Origin of the sequence: Bradyrhizobium sp. CCBAU 53338, assembly GCF_015291665.1 — a bacterium.
In the GTDB taxonomy this organism is placed as follows: Bacteria; Pseudomonadota; Alphaproteobacteria; order Rhizobiales; family Xanthobacteraceae; genus Bradyrhizobium.
On sequence record NZ_CP030049.1, the window covers coordinates 316,904 to 332,952 of the forward strand.

The window sequence follows — 16,049 nt, forward strand, 5'->3', positions numbered from 1 at the left end:
TACATGAAGTACCGTCAGACCGATAGCCCGCCAGTGGCGGCGGCCAAGGCGTCATTCAGTGCGTCGACCGCCTATCGGATCGAGAGAGATCCCCGATTTCCATCGCAAAGGAAGGCGCCCCGCGGCCGGCAACGACCGGACCCGTTGAGCGAGGTGTTCGAGACCGAGATCGTCCCGATCCTGAAGGCGGCACCTGGCTTACGCCCGGTGGCGGTGTTCGAGGAGATGCTACGGCGTCATCCGGATCTCGGCATCGGTATCCGTCGTACCCTGGAACGTCGGATCCGTGCATGGCGGGCGGTCCACGGCGAGGAGCAGGAGGTGATCTTCCGCCAAACCCACGAGCCTGGCCAACTCGGCCTCTCCGACTTCACAGACATGGACGAGTTGGGTGTTACGATCGCGGGTGCTCCGTTGGATCATCGTCTCTATCACTTCCGTTTGGCCTATTGCGGGTTCGAGCACGCCCACGTCGTGCTTGGCGGCGAGAGCTTCGTCGCCCTGGCGGAAGGCCTGCAGAATGCCCTCTGGTCGCTCGGTGGGGCGCCGCGGGAGCATCGGACCGACAGTCTGTCGGCCGCATTCTGCAATCTCAATCGTGATGCACGGGACGATCTGACGCAGCGATACGAGGCCCTTTGTGCCCATTACGGCATGCGGCCTTCCCGCAACAATCGAGGCGTTGCTCACGAGAATGGTTCGATCGAAGGGCCCCACGGTCATCTCAAGCGAGCAATCGCGGATGCCTTGCTGCTGCGCGGAACTATCGACTTCGACGATCTTGCCACCTATCGCGGCTTCATCGACGAGATCGTCAGCCGCCGCAATGCCCGCAACGCCAAGCGGATCGATAGCGAGCGCGTGGTGTTGCAGGAGCTGCCCGATCGGCGCACCTCCGACTACGAAGAGGTGATCGTCCGCGTGACCTCGTCCGGCGGCTTCACCCTGCGCAAGGTGTTCTACACGGTGCCATCGCGCCTGATCGGTCACCGACTGCGGGTGCGCCTTTACGACGATCGTCTCGACGTGTTCGTCGGGGGCACCCATCTCGTCACCTTGCCGCGTGGGCGGCCGCATCCCAATGGCAAGTACGACCAGGTCGTCGATTATCGGCACGTGATCCATTCCCTGCGGCGCAAGCCGATGGCACTTCTCAATCTGGTCTACCGAGATCAGCTGTTCCCGCGGGATGCCTATCGGAAGACCTTCGATCGCTTGCGCGAACGCTTGCCGGACAAAAAAGCCAGCCGGATCATGGTCGATCTCCTCGCGCTCGCTCATGAACGCGGCTGCGAGGCCGAACTCGCCGATCAGCTCACCGCCGATCTCGAGGCCGGCCAACTGCCCGACCTCAACCGGCTACGTGCTTACTTCGCCCCCGATCCCGCCAACCTGCCGAACGTCGTGGTGCAGCTCGTGCCGCTTGCGACCTACGAATGCCTCATCGGTGCCGCCGAGACCGGAGGTGCCGCATGAGCGTAACGAACACGGTTGATGCCGCGCGCCTCAATCTGCTGCTCAATGAGCTCCGTCTGCCTGCCATCAAGGTGCTGTGGGCGCAATTTGCCGAACAGTCCGACAAGGAAGGCTGGCCGGCCGGCCGCTTCCTCGCGACCATCGCCGAGCACGAGATTGCCGAACGCGGCCGCCGTCGGACCGAACGACACCTTGTCGAAGCACGTTTGCCCACCGGAAAGACCTTCGACAGCTTCGACTTCGAAGCCGTGCCGATGATCTCAAAGGCGCAGGTGATGGCGCTCGCCGCCGGTGACAGCTGGCTGGGCAAGGGCGCCAATTTGCTGTTGTTCGGCCCGCCCGGCGGCGGAAAGAGCCACTTGGCGGCAGCGATCGGCCTGGCCCTCATCGAGAACGGATGGCGCGTCCTCTTCACCCGGACCACCGATCTCGTGCAGAAGCTCCAGCTAGCGCGACGCGAGCTTAACCTCGAGGCGGCCATCAATCGTCTCGATCGCTTCGATCTCCTGATTCTTGATGATCTCGCTTACGTCACCAAGGATCAGGCCGAGACCAGCGTGCTGTTCGAGCTCATCAGTGCACGCTACGAGCGCCGCTCGATGCTGATCACCGCCAATCAGCCATTCGGCGAATGGAACAGGGTCTTCCCGGACCCCGCCATGACCCTGGCCGCTATCGATCGCCTCGTTCATCACGCCACCATCGTCGAGATGAACGTCGAGAGCTATCGCAGACGGACCGCCCTCGAACGAAAACGCGGTCCCGGACGGCCGCCATCGCACGCGACACCCAAAACCGTCGCTGATTGACGCTGCGCGACAATCAGAGTTCAACAAAACTCTTGCGCGCGACAATCATCGCGGCAATCATCATCAGGCCGCGACACGCCTCGCCATCCTGATTGCCGCGCACTTCCTACCCAGATTGCCGCGCTACAGCCTAGATCAAGCCCCCATAGTTACACGCTCACAAGACGTGGCTTCGTTCGATCCAGCGTCAAATAGGTCCCGTGCTGGACTTGCGGCGAGATCTGCGAGCGAGCGTCGACAATGCCGGCTCATACGAGGAGTCCCCACCGCGCCCTGCCTCCCGCCCTGGCACCGATACGCTCGACCAGCGCTCTTCACACGCGGCCGGGCCGAGTTCTTACTTGAAGAGCGTCGCCCACAGGCAGCCGACCATCTCGCGTGCAATGGCGGTGGTGACGATCACCCCGGCTTTGCTGGCCGCCGACAAGGGGTGATAGAGGATGCACAGCTTGACCTGGGCTCTTTGCCCGCTTGTTGATTGGTCGGCGCGATTAGGATGATCCCTAAGTTGCGAACTTCCTCGCCGCGCACTCCTTGGGCCATCGCAACCGAAATCGTTGCCTTGTGTACATCCAGCCCTACGAAAATGCTATGGTTCATCAGGCCCGCTCCCCATGCTTGGGGTTCGGCGCCGGACCATCCGGCGCAACCCTCGATAGGAGCTTGCCGCGGGGCCGCCCGTCACCTCACAGGGCGGACAAAGGGTCTAGGGGATGCTGAGGTCCTCTGCAAAGGTTCGGCCTGCCGCACTGGTCCTGAGCTCGTAGCAAATTCGTATGCCTTCGGCTAAGTCGCTTCTTCCGGCTTTTGCGACCGCGCTGGCGTGTACGAATACGTCCGGACCTCCGTCATCCGGTCTGATGAAGCCATATCCCTTTCTTGCGTTGAACCATTTCACGATACCTGTTGCCATGTGTCGAACTCCGGCGTCTTCAAAAGCTAACAAAAAGTACGCACTCAGCCAGCGAAGCTCATGCCGCACGCAAGGGCGCTGTAGAACAATGTAAGATTGCGAAAGAAGGTAAAAAGCCGTCGGTATGCCATACAATTGCGTATCTCACTTGATGCGCTCGCTTGTGCTCCATGAAAAGTGCGATCGCGGCGCGACAAGATTGCGGACTTTGGTGCACTGTCAGCTTGCCGTTGCTCAACGCAAGGCGTCATTATCGCATGTCCGAGCGACGCAGGTTGGAAGAAGAGTGAAAGGTGGTGGTGACCGTCATTCGCCGTCAGGCGCACCGCTCGGCGCAAAGCGGTCGAGCAAGTGCGCCGGTCGGTTTGGATGAGATCTACGGCGGTGAAAGCGGACACGGCGCTAGTGGGGGCAGCTGTGGCCGCTCGCATGGAATCCAAGCGAGAGCTCATGTCGCTACTTCGGATATAAGATGCACCGCCGCTTGCGATTGCAGCGCCTCGGCGCCAAAGTGTTGGCAGAAGTATCCTGACAAAAGTCATCGAGCACCTGTTCTCGCGAGAGACCAATGCATCTATTCTCATTGGCCGTTAAGCAAGTAGCGTGCCGCGCCTTATGACAACGGGACCAACTGCCGACTAGGTTGCTCTGCCGTTTTGGTTCTGGTGATGTAGGAGTGTGGGAGAGACTATGCTCCTGCTCGCAGCATTGCCTCGGCCGCAGAACATTTGGGCCGTTGCCCAGAAGCTTGAGAGTGACGCTCAATCTCCTGAGATAGGTCCTGGCGCTATGAGGGAGAGGCTCTTGCCGCATGTAGGCGGTCCATGACGGTATGCGCGGCAGCAGTTGCAGCGCCCATGCTGCCATCGTTGGACATCTAACATGGGCAGCTGGCGCAAAACTAACAATAATCGTACTGCCTGGTGTTAGATCAAGCGCACCGTTGCTGAAACCCGGCGGACGCGCGCTTGGCCCGACAAGTGGCGCGGACGATCTCGGGGACCGCGAGCAGGCCTGGAGCACTTCGGGATCAGGTGCGCGTGCAGGATCGATTGCACCTCGTTCTTGAGCCGCGCGATGCCGCACGACCTGGTAGCGCCGCGCCGCTAGCCGACGCTTGCGTTCCGTCTCTGCGTCAGGCGTCCGGATCTGCGGCAGGTGCCGCGGGCGCCTGCAGACACGCGAGTGTGCCGGCATCGATCTTGTCGGTCTCGACTTGAGCCTGGGCGATCGCCTTCACCTGATGCGAATTGGCGACAATCACGCGTGCCACGAACGACGCCAGAACCGGCGACACCGCCACTCTGTTCGCGGTCGCTTCGACCACCACCGCATCACTGGCCAGCAGGGTCTTGCCAAAACCGTCCAACGCAGTCCGCGTCTATATCAATACGGCCCGCATGTCGGAGGCTGCCATCCTCCCAAACCACCACCTCTCCGAGGTTCGGACGTCGATGTCAATCACCCGTCGCACTTGCACCTCCTGCCAAATCAGACCACATGACGGGAGCTACGGGCGACACGACAACTACGGATGCGCGCTCTCAGCGCAACCGGGCTGGTCGCAGAGGCGGCCAGCTACTAACCCGAGCTCGTGGCTGATCGTATGCATCGGCCTGCCCGCACCTTGGTGCTCCCGGTGCCTCTCTCCCGATGGTTGCACCATACGCCACTATCTTGAATATCGCAGCGGGACATCGGCACCGAGAAACTCAAATACCGGTTACCAATCCGATCGAGCGCCTCAACGGCAAGATCAAGCGGCGATCCGAGGTCGTCGGCATCTTCCCTAACGGAGACGCAATCGCCGACCTAATCGATGCGACCCTGTCGAGCAGAACGACGAATGTGCGGTCCAGGCGCCCGCTACATGACGCCGGAAAGCATCGCGCCATTAAGCGATGAATTCATCGTCGGTCTGCCCGACGTGGCAGGCTGATGCCTTCCGACCCGCCTGCCGGAAAATCGCAGGTAACCTACCGTCAGCTACACCATGCCCCGGCAGGGTGCTGGCAGCGGAGCTTGCGTCAATTGGATCGAACGTCTCTTCGTTTCTCAGCATTTGAGGCGCGGTATCTACCCGTCGAGGAGCGGCCTAGGCATCAACACGGCGATCTTGTGAGACGAAGTGTTCAAGCGTCCCACAGGATGCTCGCCGATGGCATCTTATGGTTCATCAGTGCAGGGTTGACCAAGCAATTTAGCGGCAGAGCTCCAATCGATGCTTCGGATGCCCTGCTTAAACCAGTCAACCCATTTCTTGCTTATGAAAATCGCGTAGCAGCCTGAGAGAGGATCACGCTCACGCGGGGCCATCGGGGCTGCGAAAGGATGCAGCCGTTGCCCCTGAGCCTAGCAGAACGGCCGTCGGGGCGACTTAACGCCCCAATTGGCCGTCTTCAATCTAAGGGCTTTAGGCGGTTGGGGGCAATCCCCGGCGCCTAGCAAGCTTGATGGTCCTGCCTGACAGCTCAACTATGCGTTTCTCCGCCGCTGTGAACGAAATCCTTCAATAGGATCAAGCCGCCTCCGTACGGTCTGGGGAATTGAGCGGAGTCGTTGAGGAAACATAGCCGAGAGCAGCTTGCTTCTGGCGCCGTCGCTCCACGGACGGAGGGATGCCCATTTTGCCACGGTATTTTGCGACCGTCCGGCGCGCTATATCGATCCCAGAGGAACGCAATAGCTCGACGATTGCGTCATCTGAGAGCACTGATGCTTGGGCCTCGGAGTCGATGAGCCTCTTAATGCGGTGGCGAACAGCCTCTGCCGAGTGAGCCGTCTCGCCGACGGCTGAAGCAATGGATGGTTTGAAGAAGTATTTGAGCTCGAACCGTCCACGATTGGAGGCCATGTACTTGTTGTTCGTTACGCGTGAAACGGTGGACTCATGCACCCCCGCGGCGTCGGCCACTGCTTTCAGATTGAGGGGTCGTAGATGCTCTACGCCGTAGGAGAAAAAGTCATGTTGCTGACGCACAATTTCGCTCGCAACTTTCAAGATTGTGTTCGCACGTCTCTCAAGTGAACTTACCAGCCAGCGTGCATCAGACCACTTATTGGCCAGGTAGGCCTTGTCATTACGGTTGCGCATTTTGCCCTTGAAATCGCGATAATAAACCTGATTCAGCGAAATGCTGGGAAACGCTTCACTGTTCAGCTCGACTACCCAATTGTGGTGATGACCCCGGCGAACAAAGACATCTGGGATCAAAAGTTCCAGGCGCACCGAACCAAACTTATGTCCCGGCTTCGAGTCGAGTGACCGAAGTTCCGCAATCATATCGGCGATGTCCTCATCGCTCTCTCCGCAAACGCTGCGCAGGGCAGGAACCCCCTCAGGTACAAGAGCGAGGTTCTCAACCAGTGCCTGCATCGCTGGGTCATAGCGGTTGCGCTCGCGCAGCTGGATCGCGAAACATTCTTTCAAAGAACGAGCGAAGACGCCAGGAGGGTCAAACGTCTGCAATGTTGCCAGAACGAGATCAACATCTGTTTGCGAGGCCCCCAGCCGTTTGGCGGCATTTCCTAGGTCTTGCGGCAAGTATCCGGCGTCATCGACGAGGTCGATTAGATAGCGTCCGATGAGTCGCTTTGTGGGCGACGTCAGCGCGAGTCCGAGCTGCTCGGTCAAATGATCGCGGAGGGTGATCTCTTTCGGTACGCACGCCTCTAGATTATAGTCTTCCTGACAAGATCGGCTGCGGGACGCCTCTGTGCCGACGTCCAGCCGATCTTGGTCCGAATTCTGAGGAATGTCCTCATCAAATGGCTCGGAATGAAGATCGTCAAGCTCCGGGCTGGGCGCCGCGTCGAGCTCGGGGCGAGTGCCAGGGTCTACGCTCAAGCCGTCTTGTTGGCTATTGTCGAACGCGTCGCTGTCAAGATCACTAGCGTCGTCCGGACCGCTGGCTTCGCTGAAGAGGTCGGTCGTTGTTCCGGCATCCTCTTGCGTCAGCATGTCTATGTCGCGCTCCAGCAATGGATTGCACTCGAGCTCCTCCTCCACGAAATCAGCCAGATCGAGATTAGACAATTTCAGCAGCTTTATCGCCTTCGCCAGGCGCGGCGATAGTACGGCTGATTGCGATTGCCGAACATTCTGCTGATATCCCAGGCTCATTGTAAGGTCTCTCCCCGGCTGATGTACGGCGTCTGTATGCGAGTTACCAATTGATGTTCGGCACGCAGACGGTTGTGGATATGGAAGCGCAAGGCGATCTCCCGCCCTACAGGCGCAGAGTCCCCTCTCGCTCTATCTTCATAGAATGTTTGATGGCCGCCTGTGGGGAGGCCAAGGATGCGGCCTGCTGTTGATAGTCTGGTTCTGGTGAACCGAGACGAGGGCGCCACGACAATGAACTGTCCAGTTGGCAAATAGAATCTGCGTTCTGATTGCCAGAGGCCATAGTTTTTGCCGGGTTTCGCATCGAAGTTGTCGCGGCGACCTACGCCGCAGGCGTGTGTCATCGTCCGGCCTTTCCACACAATACGTTCTTGGCCTGACACGATTGGCGCGCCTCGATTGTTAACAGGCGCAGGACCGGACTGCTTACCGGCGGTGGTCGCTCCAGCTGAAAAAAAGCGAGGGCTTTGTGTCCCGGCGGGGCCCGGGCTGAGGTAGAGCGCATATAATCGCTTGGTGCTGTCCCCGCCGAGGGTGGCATAGGGTCCGGAGCGCTTTTTGCAACGCTCCGCTTGCCGCTGCGGTCGCAGCACCATCTTGGGAACGCGTTCCCAGAGGCGAGCTCTTCCGTGCAAGGCCGTATTTGGCCAAATTCTGGCTCGGCGCAGTGGGTCGCCCGTTCGAGTGAACCGGGCGAAACACGTCGCTCCATCGCAGGTCTGGGGCGGCAAGTGCCGGAGACCGGGCAGCAACAACGCGGCGTGCCGGACATCATTCAACGGACTGAGCAAGAGGCCTCCCGAGATCTGTTCAGTGGAAGCATCAGCAAGAGGTGTGCCAAGCCAGTACGCCGGATGCCGCTCATGTCCCTTGTTGATGATCTCAGGTAGTGATGCAGTACGACGGAGCTCGCTGCGGTGTGTGAACTAGCGGCCCGATCGACCTTTGTGGCAACCGCAACAATCAAGATGGGCGACATCGAACAACGCGGGATGGAGGTCTCAGGCAACTAGCGCGCCATTGTTTAGGTGCATCGTCCTGTGCTGCCGCAACACGCCCAAGCCGCCAGCGAGATGCCGGGCGGCGCTAATCGTGAGCTATCTCGTGGTACAGCTATTGCTGCGACGATGACAAGCCTAGCGCGAGGAGCAGCTCTCAAGAAGCAGCCGGATGTCGAGCGCGCGAAGCGGCTCGTCGTCTGATCTAATGCGGCGCCGGGTGAGTTAAAGCAAGTGATCTCGCACGTTGGGCCACGGCGCATGTCAATCAAAGTAATGAAGTTTGGGGGATCGAGCTTTCGTGATGCGGAGGCGTACCGCGCTGTCTCCAGACATATAGTAGATAGGCTTGCAAATGACGCGCGGCAAGTCGTGGTCGTCGTTAGCGCGATGCACGGCCAGACGGACGTACTGAAGTCTCTAGCGCTCTCTGTGAATGAAATCTGCAGCACCGTTGCCTTGGACACCGTCCTGACAGCGGGAGAAATGATTTCCGCTGGACTTCTTGAGGCAGCATTGCAAAGACACTCGGTGCCGACATCATCGCTCTTTGGCTATTCGATTGGAATCAAGACATCCTTGGTTCTAGGTAGGACGGTCATCGAGGAGGTCGACAACAAACCGCTGCTAAAGGCGCTCGATTATGGCCGCGTGGTAATCCTTGCCGGAGCGCAGGGTCTGGATGAAGGTGGACGGGTCTCAATGCTCGGCCGCAATAGCTCGGATTTGACTGCGGTAATAGCCGCCGATATGGTGGGAAGTGGCGTTTGCGAAGTCTACTCGGATGTCTGTGGCATCTACTCCGCCGATCCGAGGATTGTGAGGCAAGCAAGGCTGCTCCCGACAGTCTCCTATGCCAACGCAAGTCGGATAGCACGCTGCGGGGCGAAAGTGCTTCACCATGGCGCAATCGACTATGCTGCCGGCCGGAGAATAGCCATCTCCTGCAAATCGTTACTGCCGAATGAGATGGCCGGTACTTTGGTGACTGACGCAGGAGGCGGGGTTTGCGTGGTCATCAACCCGTCAGCAACACGGGTTGCATTTCAAAGCGTCTTCGAAAAACGTAATGCTGAAGACGTTTTACGAAGGCTTGGTATCATGTGGATCGATCTCGAGCAGGATGAAAGCCCCGAGGGGTATTTGACGCATGACGCGGAGGCCGCGCTTACCGCTCTGCATCGGGAAGGCATCCACCCCGTGAGGAGTGCGCAGAAGATTGTTGTTTTAGCGCTCACCGGGTCCAAGCCAAAGACATACGAATTGCGAGATCTTGAGGCCGCTTCTTACTGTGCTCAGAGGGTCCATGCAGAGCTCCGCACTAGTGGGGTGGAAGCACCTCACTAGCCATCACCTCCTGATTGGCGATATACCGCGCTGCAGGTCGGGAGAGCCGGCTACTCACCGCGGAAATGAGTCGTCAGCGGCAACTTCACCTCCCTTGTAGAAGTCTTGAGATGGCTTGTCACGATGACCATCGCCGAGCGGACCGATCCTTCGATAAGTGCATTCCGCTACTGGGCAGTTGAGTTACGCAACGCCAGAACGCACGATCTGCCAGGTGCCTGCCAGGCAAGTGATGCGCAACCAATTACCGCGCGCCCAACATGCAAACGGCCTTCGTTAGCCTACTGGTTCTGTAGCCGGGCTCACCGTGAGTGCGGGCGGTTAGCGTATCCGTATCCGAGTCCAGGTTGACCTGGGCCGCAGTGTGATGCGGGTAGGCGACCTGCCCGACGACTAGGCCCGTCCCCAGGGAGCTAGTCGACTGAAGCTGGAACATGTTCAGGGAGAAACAAGAGTTAGACGGTCGTGGTACTCGAAGTGTAGCACCAGCGAGATGCGGAACAGGTGCTAGCCTGCCGCGGTGATCAAGCGTCTGGCGTGAGGCCTCGCCGAGGCAGCGAGGCCCGATGCAGATGTCATGTCAGAGCGGGGCTGCTTCCGCTAAGCTATCTTCAAAGATGTCCAAACCCTTAGTCAGCGTCTCCGGGTCGATCGTTAGCGGAGGAAAGAATTTGATGACCTCGTCCGCCGGGCCGCATCGTTCAATGATGAGGCCCCTATCGTACGCCTTGCGTGCTGCAGTCTCAGCGAGGTGAGTATTTCGGCAATCAAAGCCGAGCGCCATTCCGCGGCCGCGGACAGTGAAGTGGTCTCCATGCGCGCGCGCAATAGCATTAAGCCGGTGACGCATCAGCGTTCCCAGTCGATAAATGCTTTGCGAAAAGATCTCAGTGCGCCAGTAGATATTCAAAGCTGCAGTTGCAGAGACAAGCGCTAGGTTATTTCCTCGAAAGGTGCCCGTGTGCTCTCCCGGTTCCCATATATCAATTGCCTCTTTGATCAACAACATGGATAACGGCAGACCATATCCACTTAAGGACTTCGACAATATTACGACATCTGGTGACAACTCGGCGAACTCAAAGCTGAAGAAATCGCCAGTACGGCCGCAACCCATCTGAATATCGTCGACGATAAATATGGCTCCAATCTCTGCCGCTAGGGCTTGTACGGATCGTAGCCATTCCTTTTGAGCGACGTTGATGCCGCCCTCCCCCTGTACTGTTTCAAGGAGAATGGCGGCTGGCGCATCGATGCCGCTGCTAGAGTCCAGCAATATGTTCCGCAGGTGCTCCGCCGTATCAATCTCATCTCCAAGATAACCATCATAGGGCATTATCGTGACGCCGGACAGGGGGACTCCACTGGCTTCGCGAAGAAAGCGACTGCTGGTCGCAGCCGCGGCGCCGAGACTGAGGCCATGATAACCACGTGTGAATGAAATGATGTTGTGGCGCCCGGTTACTTTACGCGCCAGCTTCAATGCCGCCTCAACGCCATTGGCACCTGTAGGTCCAGTAAATTGAAATCGATAATCCAAGCCCCGCTCACGAAGAATAACTGAGTTGAAAGTCTCCATAAAGTCGACCTTGGCCGGAGTGGCCATATCGAGGCCGTGAACGACAGCATCAGATCCCAGATATTCTGTAATAGCTGCCTTTAGCTGATGATTGTTGTGGCCGTAATTGAGCGCTCCAGCCCCGGAAAAGAAGTCGATGAACCGTTCGCCCGTCTCGCTTAGCAGAAAGGGCCCGCGCGCATGACTAAAGCACGCTGGGAAGAGACGCGAGTACAGGCGAACGTTGGATTCCAACGTTTCTAACGTTCGAAGAGTACGTGAGGGGTCGGCAGAGTTATTCATGATCGCACCTTCACTTTGTCCATGAATATGGCTGGTGCACGTGACATACTCCACCATGCGGAATATTAAACCTCTCAGCGTTGGTAGTCCCTCGTCGAGCGAGGGAGAATCGTCGAGCCGGTGCGACGCTGTTGCGGTTTGGTCAGGAGGCCATTCACTAAGCGCGGCTTGAATACGGCTGGCATGCGCACTGTTGCCGATGCCGGACGGCTCGCCGTGGCAATATCAAGCTTCCAACATCGAGCTTGAGGCGGCGATATAGGGACTCGTCGGAGGCCAGACCGTGATCGCCGGGCGAAGCGAGCCTAATTATACGCAGCCCTCATGGATCAAGAGAGCTGATAACACCTATTGAAAGGCCGACGGCGATACAGGACGATGACCCTGGACAAAGAGCCCCGGCAGGCGCCGGGGCCCTCGATCATTGATTGAGAAACTGAGATCCTTATTTGCTCGCGAGTGGCCAGCCAAACTTGTAGTTGAGGCGGGCGGTGACGAGATCAAAGTCCTGACGAATGCGGTCGTTTCCTAGTCCTGTTGCGAAGCTAACGTCACTAGCCGGCATGAACACGTGGTCGTACTCGATGCCAGCTGACCAGTTCGGTGTTAGGCTAATCTCAAGACCGGCACCGGCCGTACCTCCCCAACGTGTGGTATCCGCGTCGCCCAGAAAGCCAGCCGAATTAGTGATCCGATAAGTGCTCCCTACCACAGCCGCGCCCGCTTTGGCGTAGAGCAGTACGTTGCCGGCCGAATAGCCAATCTGGCCGGTCAGCAAGCCGAAACCGTCGATGTTTGTGTGATTGGTGGTGCCCGGGTTGGCAATGCTAACGTTTGAGCCGCTGAGATCGGCCCAGTTGCCCAGCCCTTCGAGTCCGAGCACGGTATTGCCGAATTGCCAACGATATCCAATCTGGCCCCCTACTGTGCCGCCGGTTGCGTCGTGAGAGCCCTCGGGGATAGAGCCGAGAAAATCCCAGGAGTTATGGCTCGAGCCCCAGCCGCCATTGACGCCGGCATAGAAGCCGCTCCAGTCGTAGAGCGCGATGACAGCCGGGCTGGGCGTCGGCGTATTCGGAAATGCGGGACGCGCGGCGAGATCTGCGGCAGACGCGGACGTCGCAGCGGCCATCGCAAGAATGCTCGCGCAAACGAGTGACTGCTTTTTCATTTCGGTTGTTACTCTCTTTAATGGCCCCCAGTGTGGCCGTTGTATCAGCGCTTACGCGAATTGCTGTACCTGAAGTGCAACAGAGCTCGACGATAGCAGAGCCGAACCTGACGTAGTGTCAGGTTGTGAAGAGATAGTGCGAGCATGGCGCGCAGGCGTCGGAATTCGAGGCGAACGAAGGCGCCTGCGGCGCTCGATGTTGCGTGTTGGCTCGTGTAGCAAATGATAGCTGACAGTGCGTGCCGGCTGCGGCCCGGATGTATACGCCGTTATAGGCTTTTGTTGAATGCGGAACGAGAGCGCGTAAGCGCTTAGCGAGAGCGGATAGCTGTGCGAAGAAGCGTCCGGCTTGGATCGAGGTTTAGATGGGATTAGACGGCAAAAAGGATGTCCATTTGGACGTCTCATCGGCGAGGTCGGTGAGCCGGCTGGAGGTTCTTGGAGGACCTTCGGGGCGCCGCGTGCGTTCGGAGGCTGAGAGCCGCCTCGCACGGCGGCAACACGCCTCGCTCCCGAAACTGCCGTCGCCAATCGTAGATCTGCTAGCGCGTCGCTCCGTGCTTGCGCGCCCCTCGGCCACCGCGACACGGGATAACAGACTCTCGGCGACTTATCCGAGTCGCATCCGACATTCGCGCCGCTGATCGTGGGAGATGCGTCGGAGGAGTGTCAAGTTCCGCGATCAAGCTTGAGACGCCGCAATCGACGATGTCGTGTTGCAGACGGATACGGCGACAGATGGCGAGCAGCTGTCCGGGGTGATCCGCAAGGTGCGAGCGTCACGATGATCGCGGCCGCTGCTGATAAGAGTTACATTGCAACCGGCCGATCGACTTCCACTGTCGCCACGATGGGCTTACGGCGAAGTGCAGGAGATACTTCGTCTTGATCCATTCAGCGGAGGCGCCTTCGCGTTCCGATCGAAACGAGCGGACCGGATCAAGACTTTTGTCTGGGATCGAACGGGCCTGGTGTTGGTGCACAAGCGTCTTGAAGGTTGCAAGTTCGTTTGGCCAACGATCGCAGACGGCGTGATGCGGATATCACCGGCGATGTTCGCGGCACTGTTCGAGGGGCTGGATTGGAGGTTGGTCCGCCCGGAAGAAGCACGGCGCCCCCAGGCGGCGGGATAACTGCGGCAGAATGACTCGGCAGCTATTTTGAGCGTGGCACGCGCGGCGGCGATGTGCTCGAAATAGCGCATGAGCATCGCGGCGCTGCGCGACGAAAATGAACAACTGAAAGCCCTTTTGGCGCAAACGCGGGCGGCCTTGAGCGAGCATCAGGGGGCGCTGGCGGCGTCGGAGGAAGCGCAGCGTCGGCTGGAGGTCATCCTCGGCGAATTGCGGCGCGACAGGTTCGGCGCGAAATCCGAGAAGCTGCGGCCAGATCAGTATCATTTACCGTTGGAAGACGTGGAGATCGCGCAAGGCATCCTGGACGCGGCGCAGGAGAGAGCCGAGGCTGTGATCAAGGGCCGATCGCGGAGCGTACCGGATCAAGGTTCTCATCGCAATCGCGGCTGCTTGCCTGCCCATTTGCCGCGCGTGGAACGGATCATCGAGCCTGCGAGCACGCTCTGCCCGTGCGGTTGCGGACCATGACGAAGATCGGCGAGGACGTCAGCAAGCGCCTTGACGTGATCCCGGCGCAATGGCGCGTGCTGGTCACACGCCGCCCGAAATACATCTGCCGCCGCTACTCCGGCACTGTCGTGCAGGCGCATGCGCCGGAGCACGTCGTACTCAGCGGGCCGCCGACCGAAGCGGCCATTGCGCACGTGATCGTCTTGTCGCGCGGCGATCAGGATGGAAGGCAGCGTCAATCAAGGTGAGAGAGTTTCGCTGGGCTCGTGACGTAGGGAGGGCGTAGCCCGACCGGAGTTACGAGCCCAGCGTCGGCGCGATCCCTAGGAGGACCGCGCCGACTGGTGATCGCGGCCGGTCGGGATTATGCAAGTGGTTCTTCCGCCAAGAGGAATCACTCGCGTGCCCGGCCGACACATCACAGATCACCAGATGAGATGGGATGGTTGCCGCCCTCCCCAGACGGCATCGTAATGTGCCAAGAACGCAGTGTTTGAACCCCGAAGCGAAGAGGACGGCAAATTGATGGATACGGTGATCGGAGTGGATCTAGCCAAGAATGTGTTTCAGCTCCACGGGGCGTCAATGGCGGGACACTTGAAATTTCGAAAGAAACTGTCGCGGCTTCAGTTTCGGAAGTTCATGGCGGGCCACCCATCGGCAGTGGTGGTGATGGAAGCCTGTGGCAGCGCCCACTATTGGGCACGGGAGATGGTCAAGCTCGGCCATGAAGTGAAACTGATCGCTCCGCAATATGTGAAGCCTTTTGTGAAACGCCAAAAGAACGACGCGGCTGATGCCGAAGCAATCGTGATCGCGGCACAGCGCCCCGAGATGCGCTTCGTCGAGCCGAAATCGGAAGAACAGCAGGCCAGGGCAGTGCTCTTTCGGGCTCGGAAGCGCCTTGTTCATCAGCGCACCGATCTGGTGAATGCGCTGCGTTCTGTTCTCTACGAATTCGGCCATATCATCCCGCAAGGAATCGAACAACTTAAACGCATTGACGCAATCCTCGAAGATCCGAACAGCGATCTACCAGAACTGGTCCGCGAGGAATGTCGGAGTCTCATTGATCAGATCGCCTACAAGACGGAGCGGATCGATGCCAAGGCAGAGCAGCTCAAGAAGTTGGCGACGCGGACGGTCACGGCGCAGCGGCTGCAGACAATGCCGGGGGTCGGCCCGCTGACCGCACTCGCGATCGAGGCTTTCGCGCCCGACATGGCGGCCTTTCGACGTGGCCGAGACTTCGCGGCTTGGCTCGGCTTGGTCCCACGGCAACATTCCTCAGGGGGAAAGGAAAGGCTCGGACGCGTTTCGAAGGAAGGACAGGCGGACATTCGCCAGTTGCTCATCGTTGGGGCGATGTCGCGGCTGAACTGGCTCGGGCGCAAGTCGATCCCTAGCGGATCCTGGCTGGCGCAGATGCTGGCGAGGAAGCCGCGCATGCTTGTGGCGATCGCCTTGGCGAACAAGATGGCTCGGACGATTTGGGCCATGCTCACCCGGAAGGAGGATTATCGGAACCCAGCGCAGGCAGTGACGGCATGACTGCATGCAGCACGAAATAGCCTGACGTTGGCGAAGGGGGTGTGAGAAGGCGACGACCCGAATGGGCGCAACGATCGAACAGATCTGGATCAGGAAACCAGCTAGAGCCAAAGAGCCGACGTGCTCGGAGATGAGAATTGGACCTGGTCCGCGGATCACCATACCGGCCAGCGGCTTCTGAAAATGCCGTAAAGGAAGGCCTGACAGAAGA

11 protein-coding genes and 2 pseudogenes are annotated in these 16,049 nt (G+C 59.1%); 8 read left to right on the forward strand and 5 right to left on the reverse strand.

The features are described from left to right. Positions 1-3 precede the first annotated feature (3 nt). Positions 4-1,476 carry an IS21 family transposase gene (gene istA, locus XH90_RS35680; RefSeq protein ID WP_128955127.1) on the forward strand — a complete coding sequence of 491 codons (1,473 nt, stop codon included), beginning with the start codon at positions 4-6 and terminating at the stop codon, positions 1,474-1,476. Then, on the forward strand, positions 1,473-2,285 hold the full coding sequence (gene istB / locus XH90_RS35685) for an IS21-like element helper ATPase IstB (protein ID WP_206736872.1): 813 nt from the start codon (positions 1,473-1,475) through the stop codon (positions 2,283-2,285). The genes istA and istB overlap by 4 nt, the downstream gene beginning before the upstream one ends. 706 nt (positions 2,286-2,991) lie before the next feature. Here istB and XH90_RS35690 read toward each other — a convergent pair. Continuing rightward, positions 2,992-3,198: a cold-shock protein gene (locus tag XH90_RS35690; protein ID WP_128929882.1), complete on the reverse strand. Its 207-nt coding sequence runs from the start codon at positions 3,196-3,198 to the stop codon at positions 2,992-2,994. 1,019 nt (positions 3,199-4,217) lie between these two features. Further along, positions 4,218-4,672, reverse strand: a pseudogene (locus XH90_RS35695) (transposase); the annotation flags it as partial. 203 nt (positions 4,673-4,875) lie between these two features. On the opposite strand from XH90_RS35695, the pseudogene XH90_RS35700 reads away from it, so the two are divergent. After that, positions 4,876-5,137 (forward strand): annotated as a pseudogene (locus XH90_RS35700) (transposase); the annotation flags it as partial. 579 nt (positions 5,138-5,716) lie between these two features. On the opposite strand, the gene rpoN reads toward XH90_RS35700, so the two are convergent. After that, positions 5,717-7,321: an RNA polymerase factor sigma-54 gene (rpoN, locus tag XH90_RS35705; RefSeq protein WP_128929881.1), complete on the reverse strand. Its 1,605-nt coding sequence runs from the start codon at positions 7,319-7,321 to the stop codon at positions 5,717-5,719. Between the two features lie 1,262 nt (positions 7,322-8,583). Between rpoN and XH90_RS35710 the strand changes: the two genes are divergently transcribed. Further along, entirely contained in the window at positions 8,584-9,669 is a 1,086-nt protein-coding gene (locus XH90_RS35710; RefSeq protein ID WP_128955125.1) for a uridylate kinase, read from the forward strand. Positions 9,670-10,249: 580 nt separating this feature from the next. Here XH90_RS35710 and ectB read toward each other — a convergent pair. Both ectB and XH90_RS35720 read right to left on the reverse strand, forming a co-directional pair. After that, a complete protein-coding gene (gene ectB, locus XH90_RS35715; RefSeq protein ID WP_128929879.1) occupies positions 10,250-11,530 on the reverse strand; it encodes a diaminobutyrate--2-oxoglutarate transaminase in 1,281 nt (426 codons plus the stop codon). A 445-nt stretch (positions 11,531-11,975) separates the two neighbouring features. Beyond that, a complete protein-coding gene (locus XH90_RS35720; protein ID WP_128955124.1) occupies positions 11,976-12,701 on the reverse strand; it encodes an outer membrane protein in 726 nt (241 codons plus the stop codon). 866 nt (positions 12,702-13,567) lie between these two features. Here XH90_RS35720 and tnpB point away from each other — a divergent pair. The 4 genes from tnpB to XH90_RS35735 all read left to right on the forward strand — a co-directional run bounded on the left by tnpB (position 13,568) and on the right by XH90_RS35735 (position 15,838). Then, a complete protein-coding gene (gene tnpB / locus XH90_RS39965) occupies positions 13,568-13,834 on the forward strand; it encodes an IS66 family insertion sequence element accessory protein TnpB (RefSeq protein ID WP_367401008.1) in 267 nt (88 codons plus the stop codon). Positions 13,835-13,903: 69 nt separating this feature from the next. Continuing rightward, entirely contained in the window at positions 13,904-14,305 is a 402-nt protein-coding gene (locus tag XH90_RS35730; protein ID WP_232995633.1) for a transposase, read from the forward strand. Then, positions 14,302-14,535, forward strand: coding sequence for an IS66 family transposase zinc-finger binding domain-containing protein (locus tag XH90_RS39280; protein ID WP_232995632.1), 234 nt, complete (start codon positions 14,302-14,304; stop codon positions 14,533-14,535). Before XH90_RS35730 ends, XH90_RS39280 begins: the two co-directional genes overlap by 4 nt. Before the next feature lie 277 nt (positions 14,536-14,812). Next, on the forward strand, positions 14,813-15,838 hold the full coding sequence (locus tag XH90_RS35735) for an IS110 family transposase (RefSeq protein ID WP_164934317.1): 1,026 nt from the start codon (positions 14,813-14,815) through the stop codon (positions 15,836-15,838). The last annotated feature ends 211 nt before the right edge of the window (positions 15,839-16,049 follow it).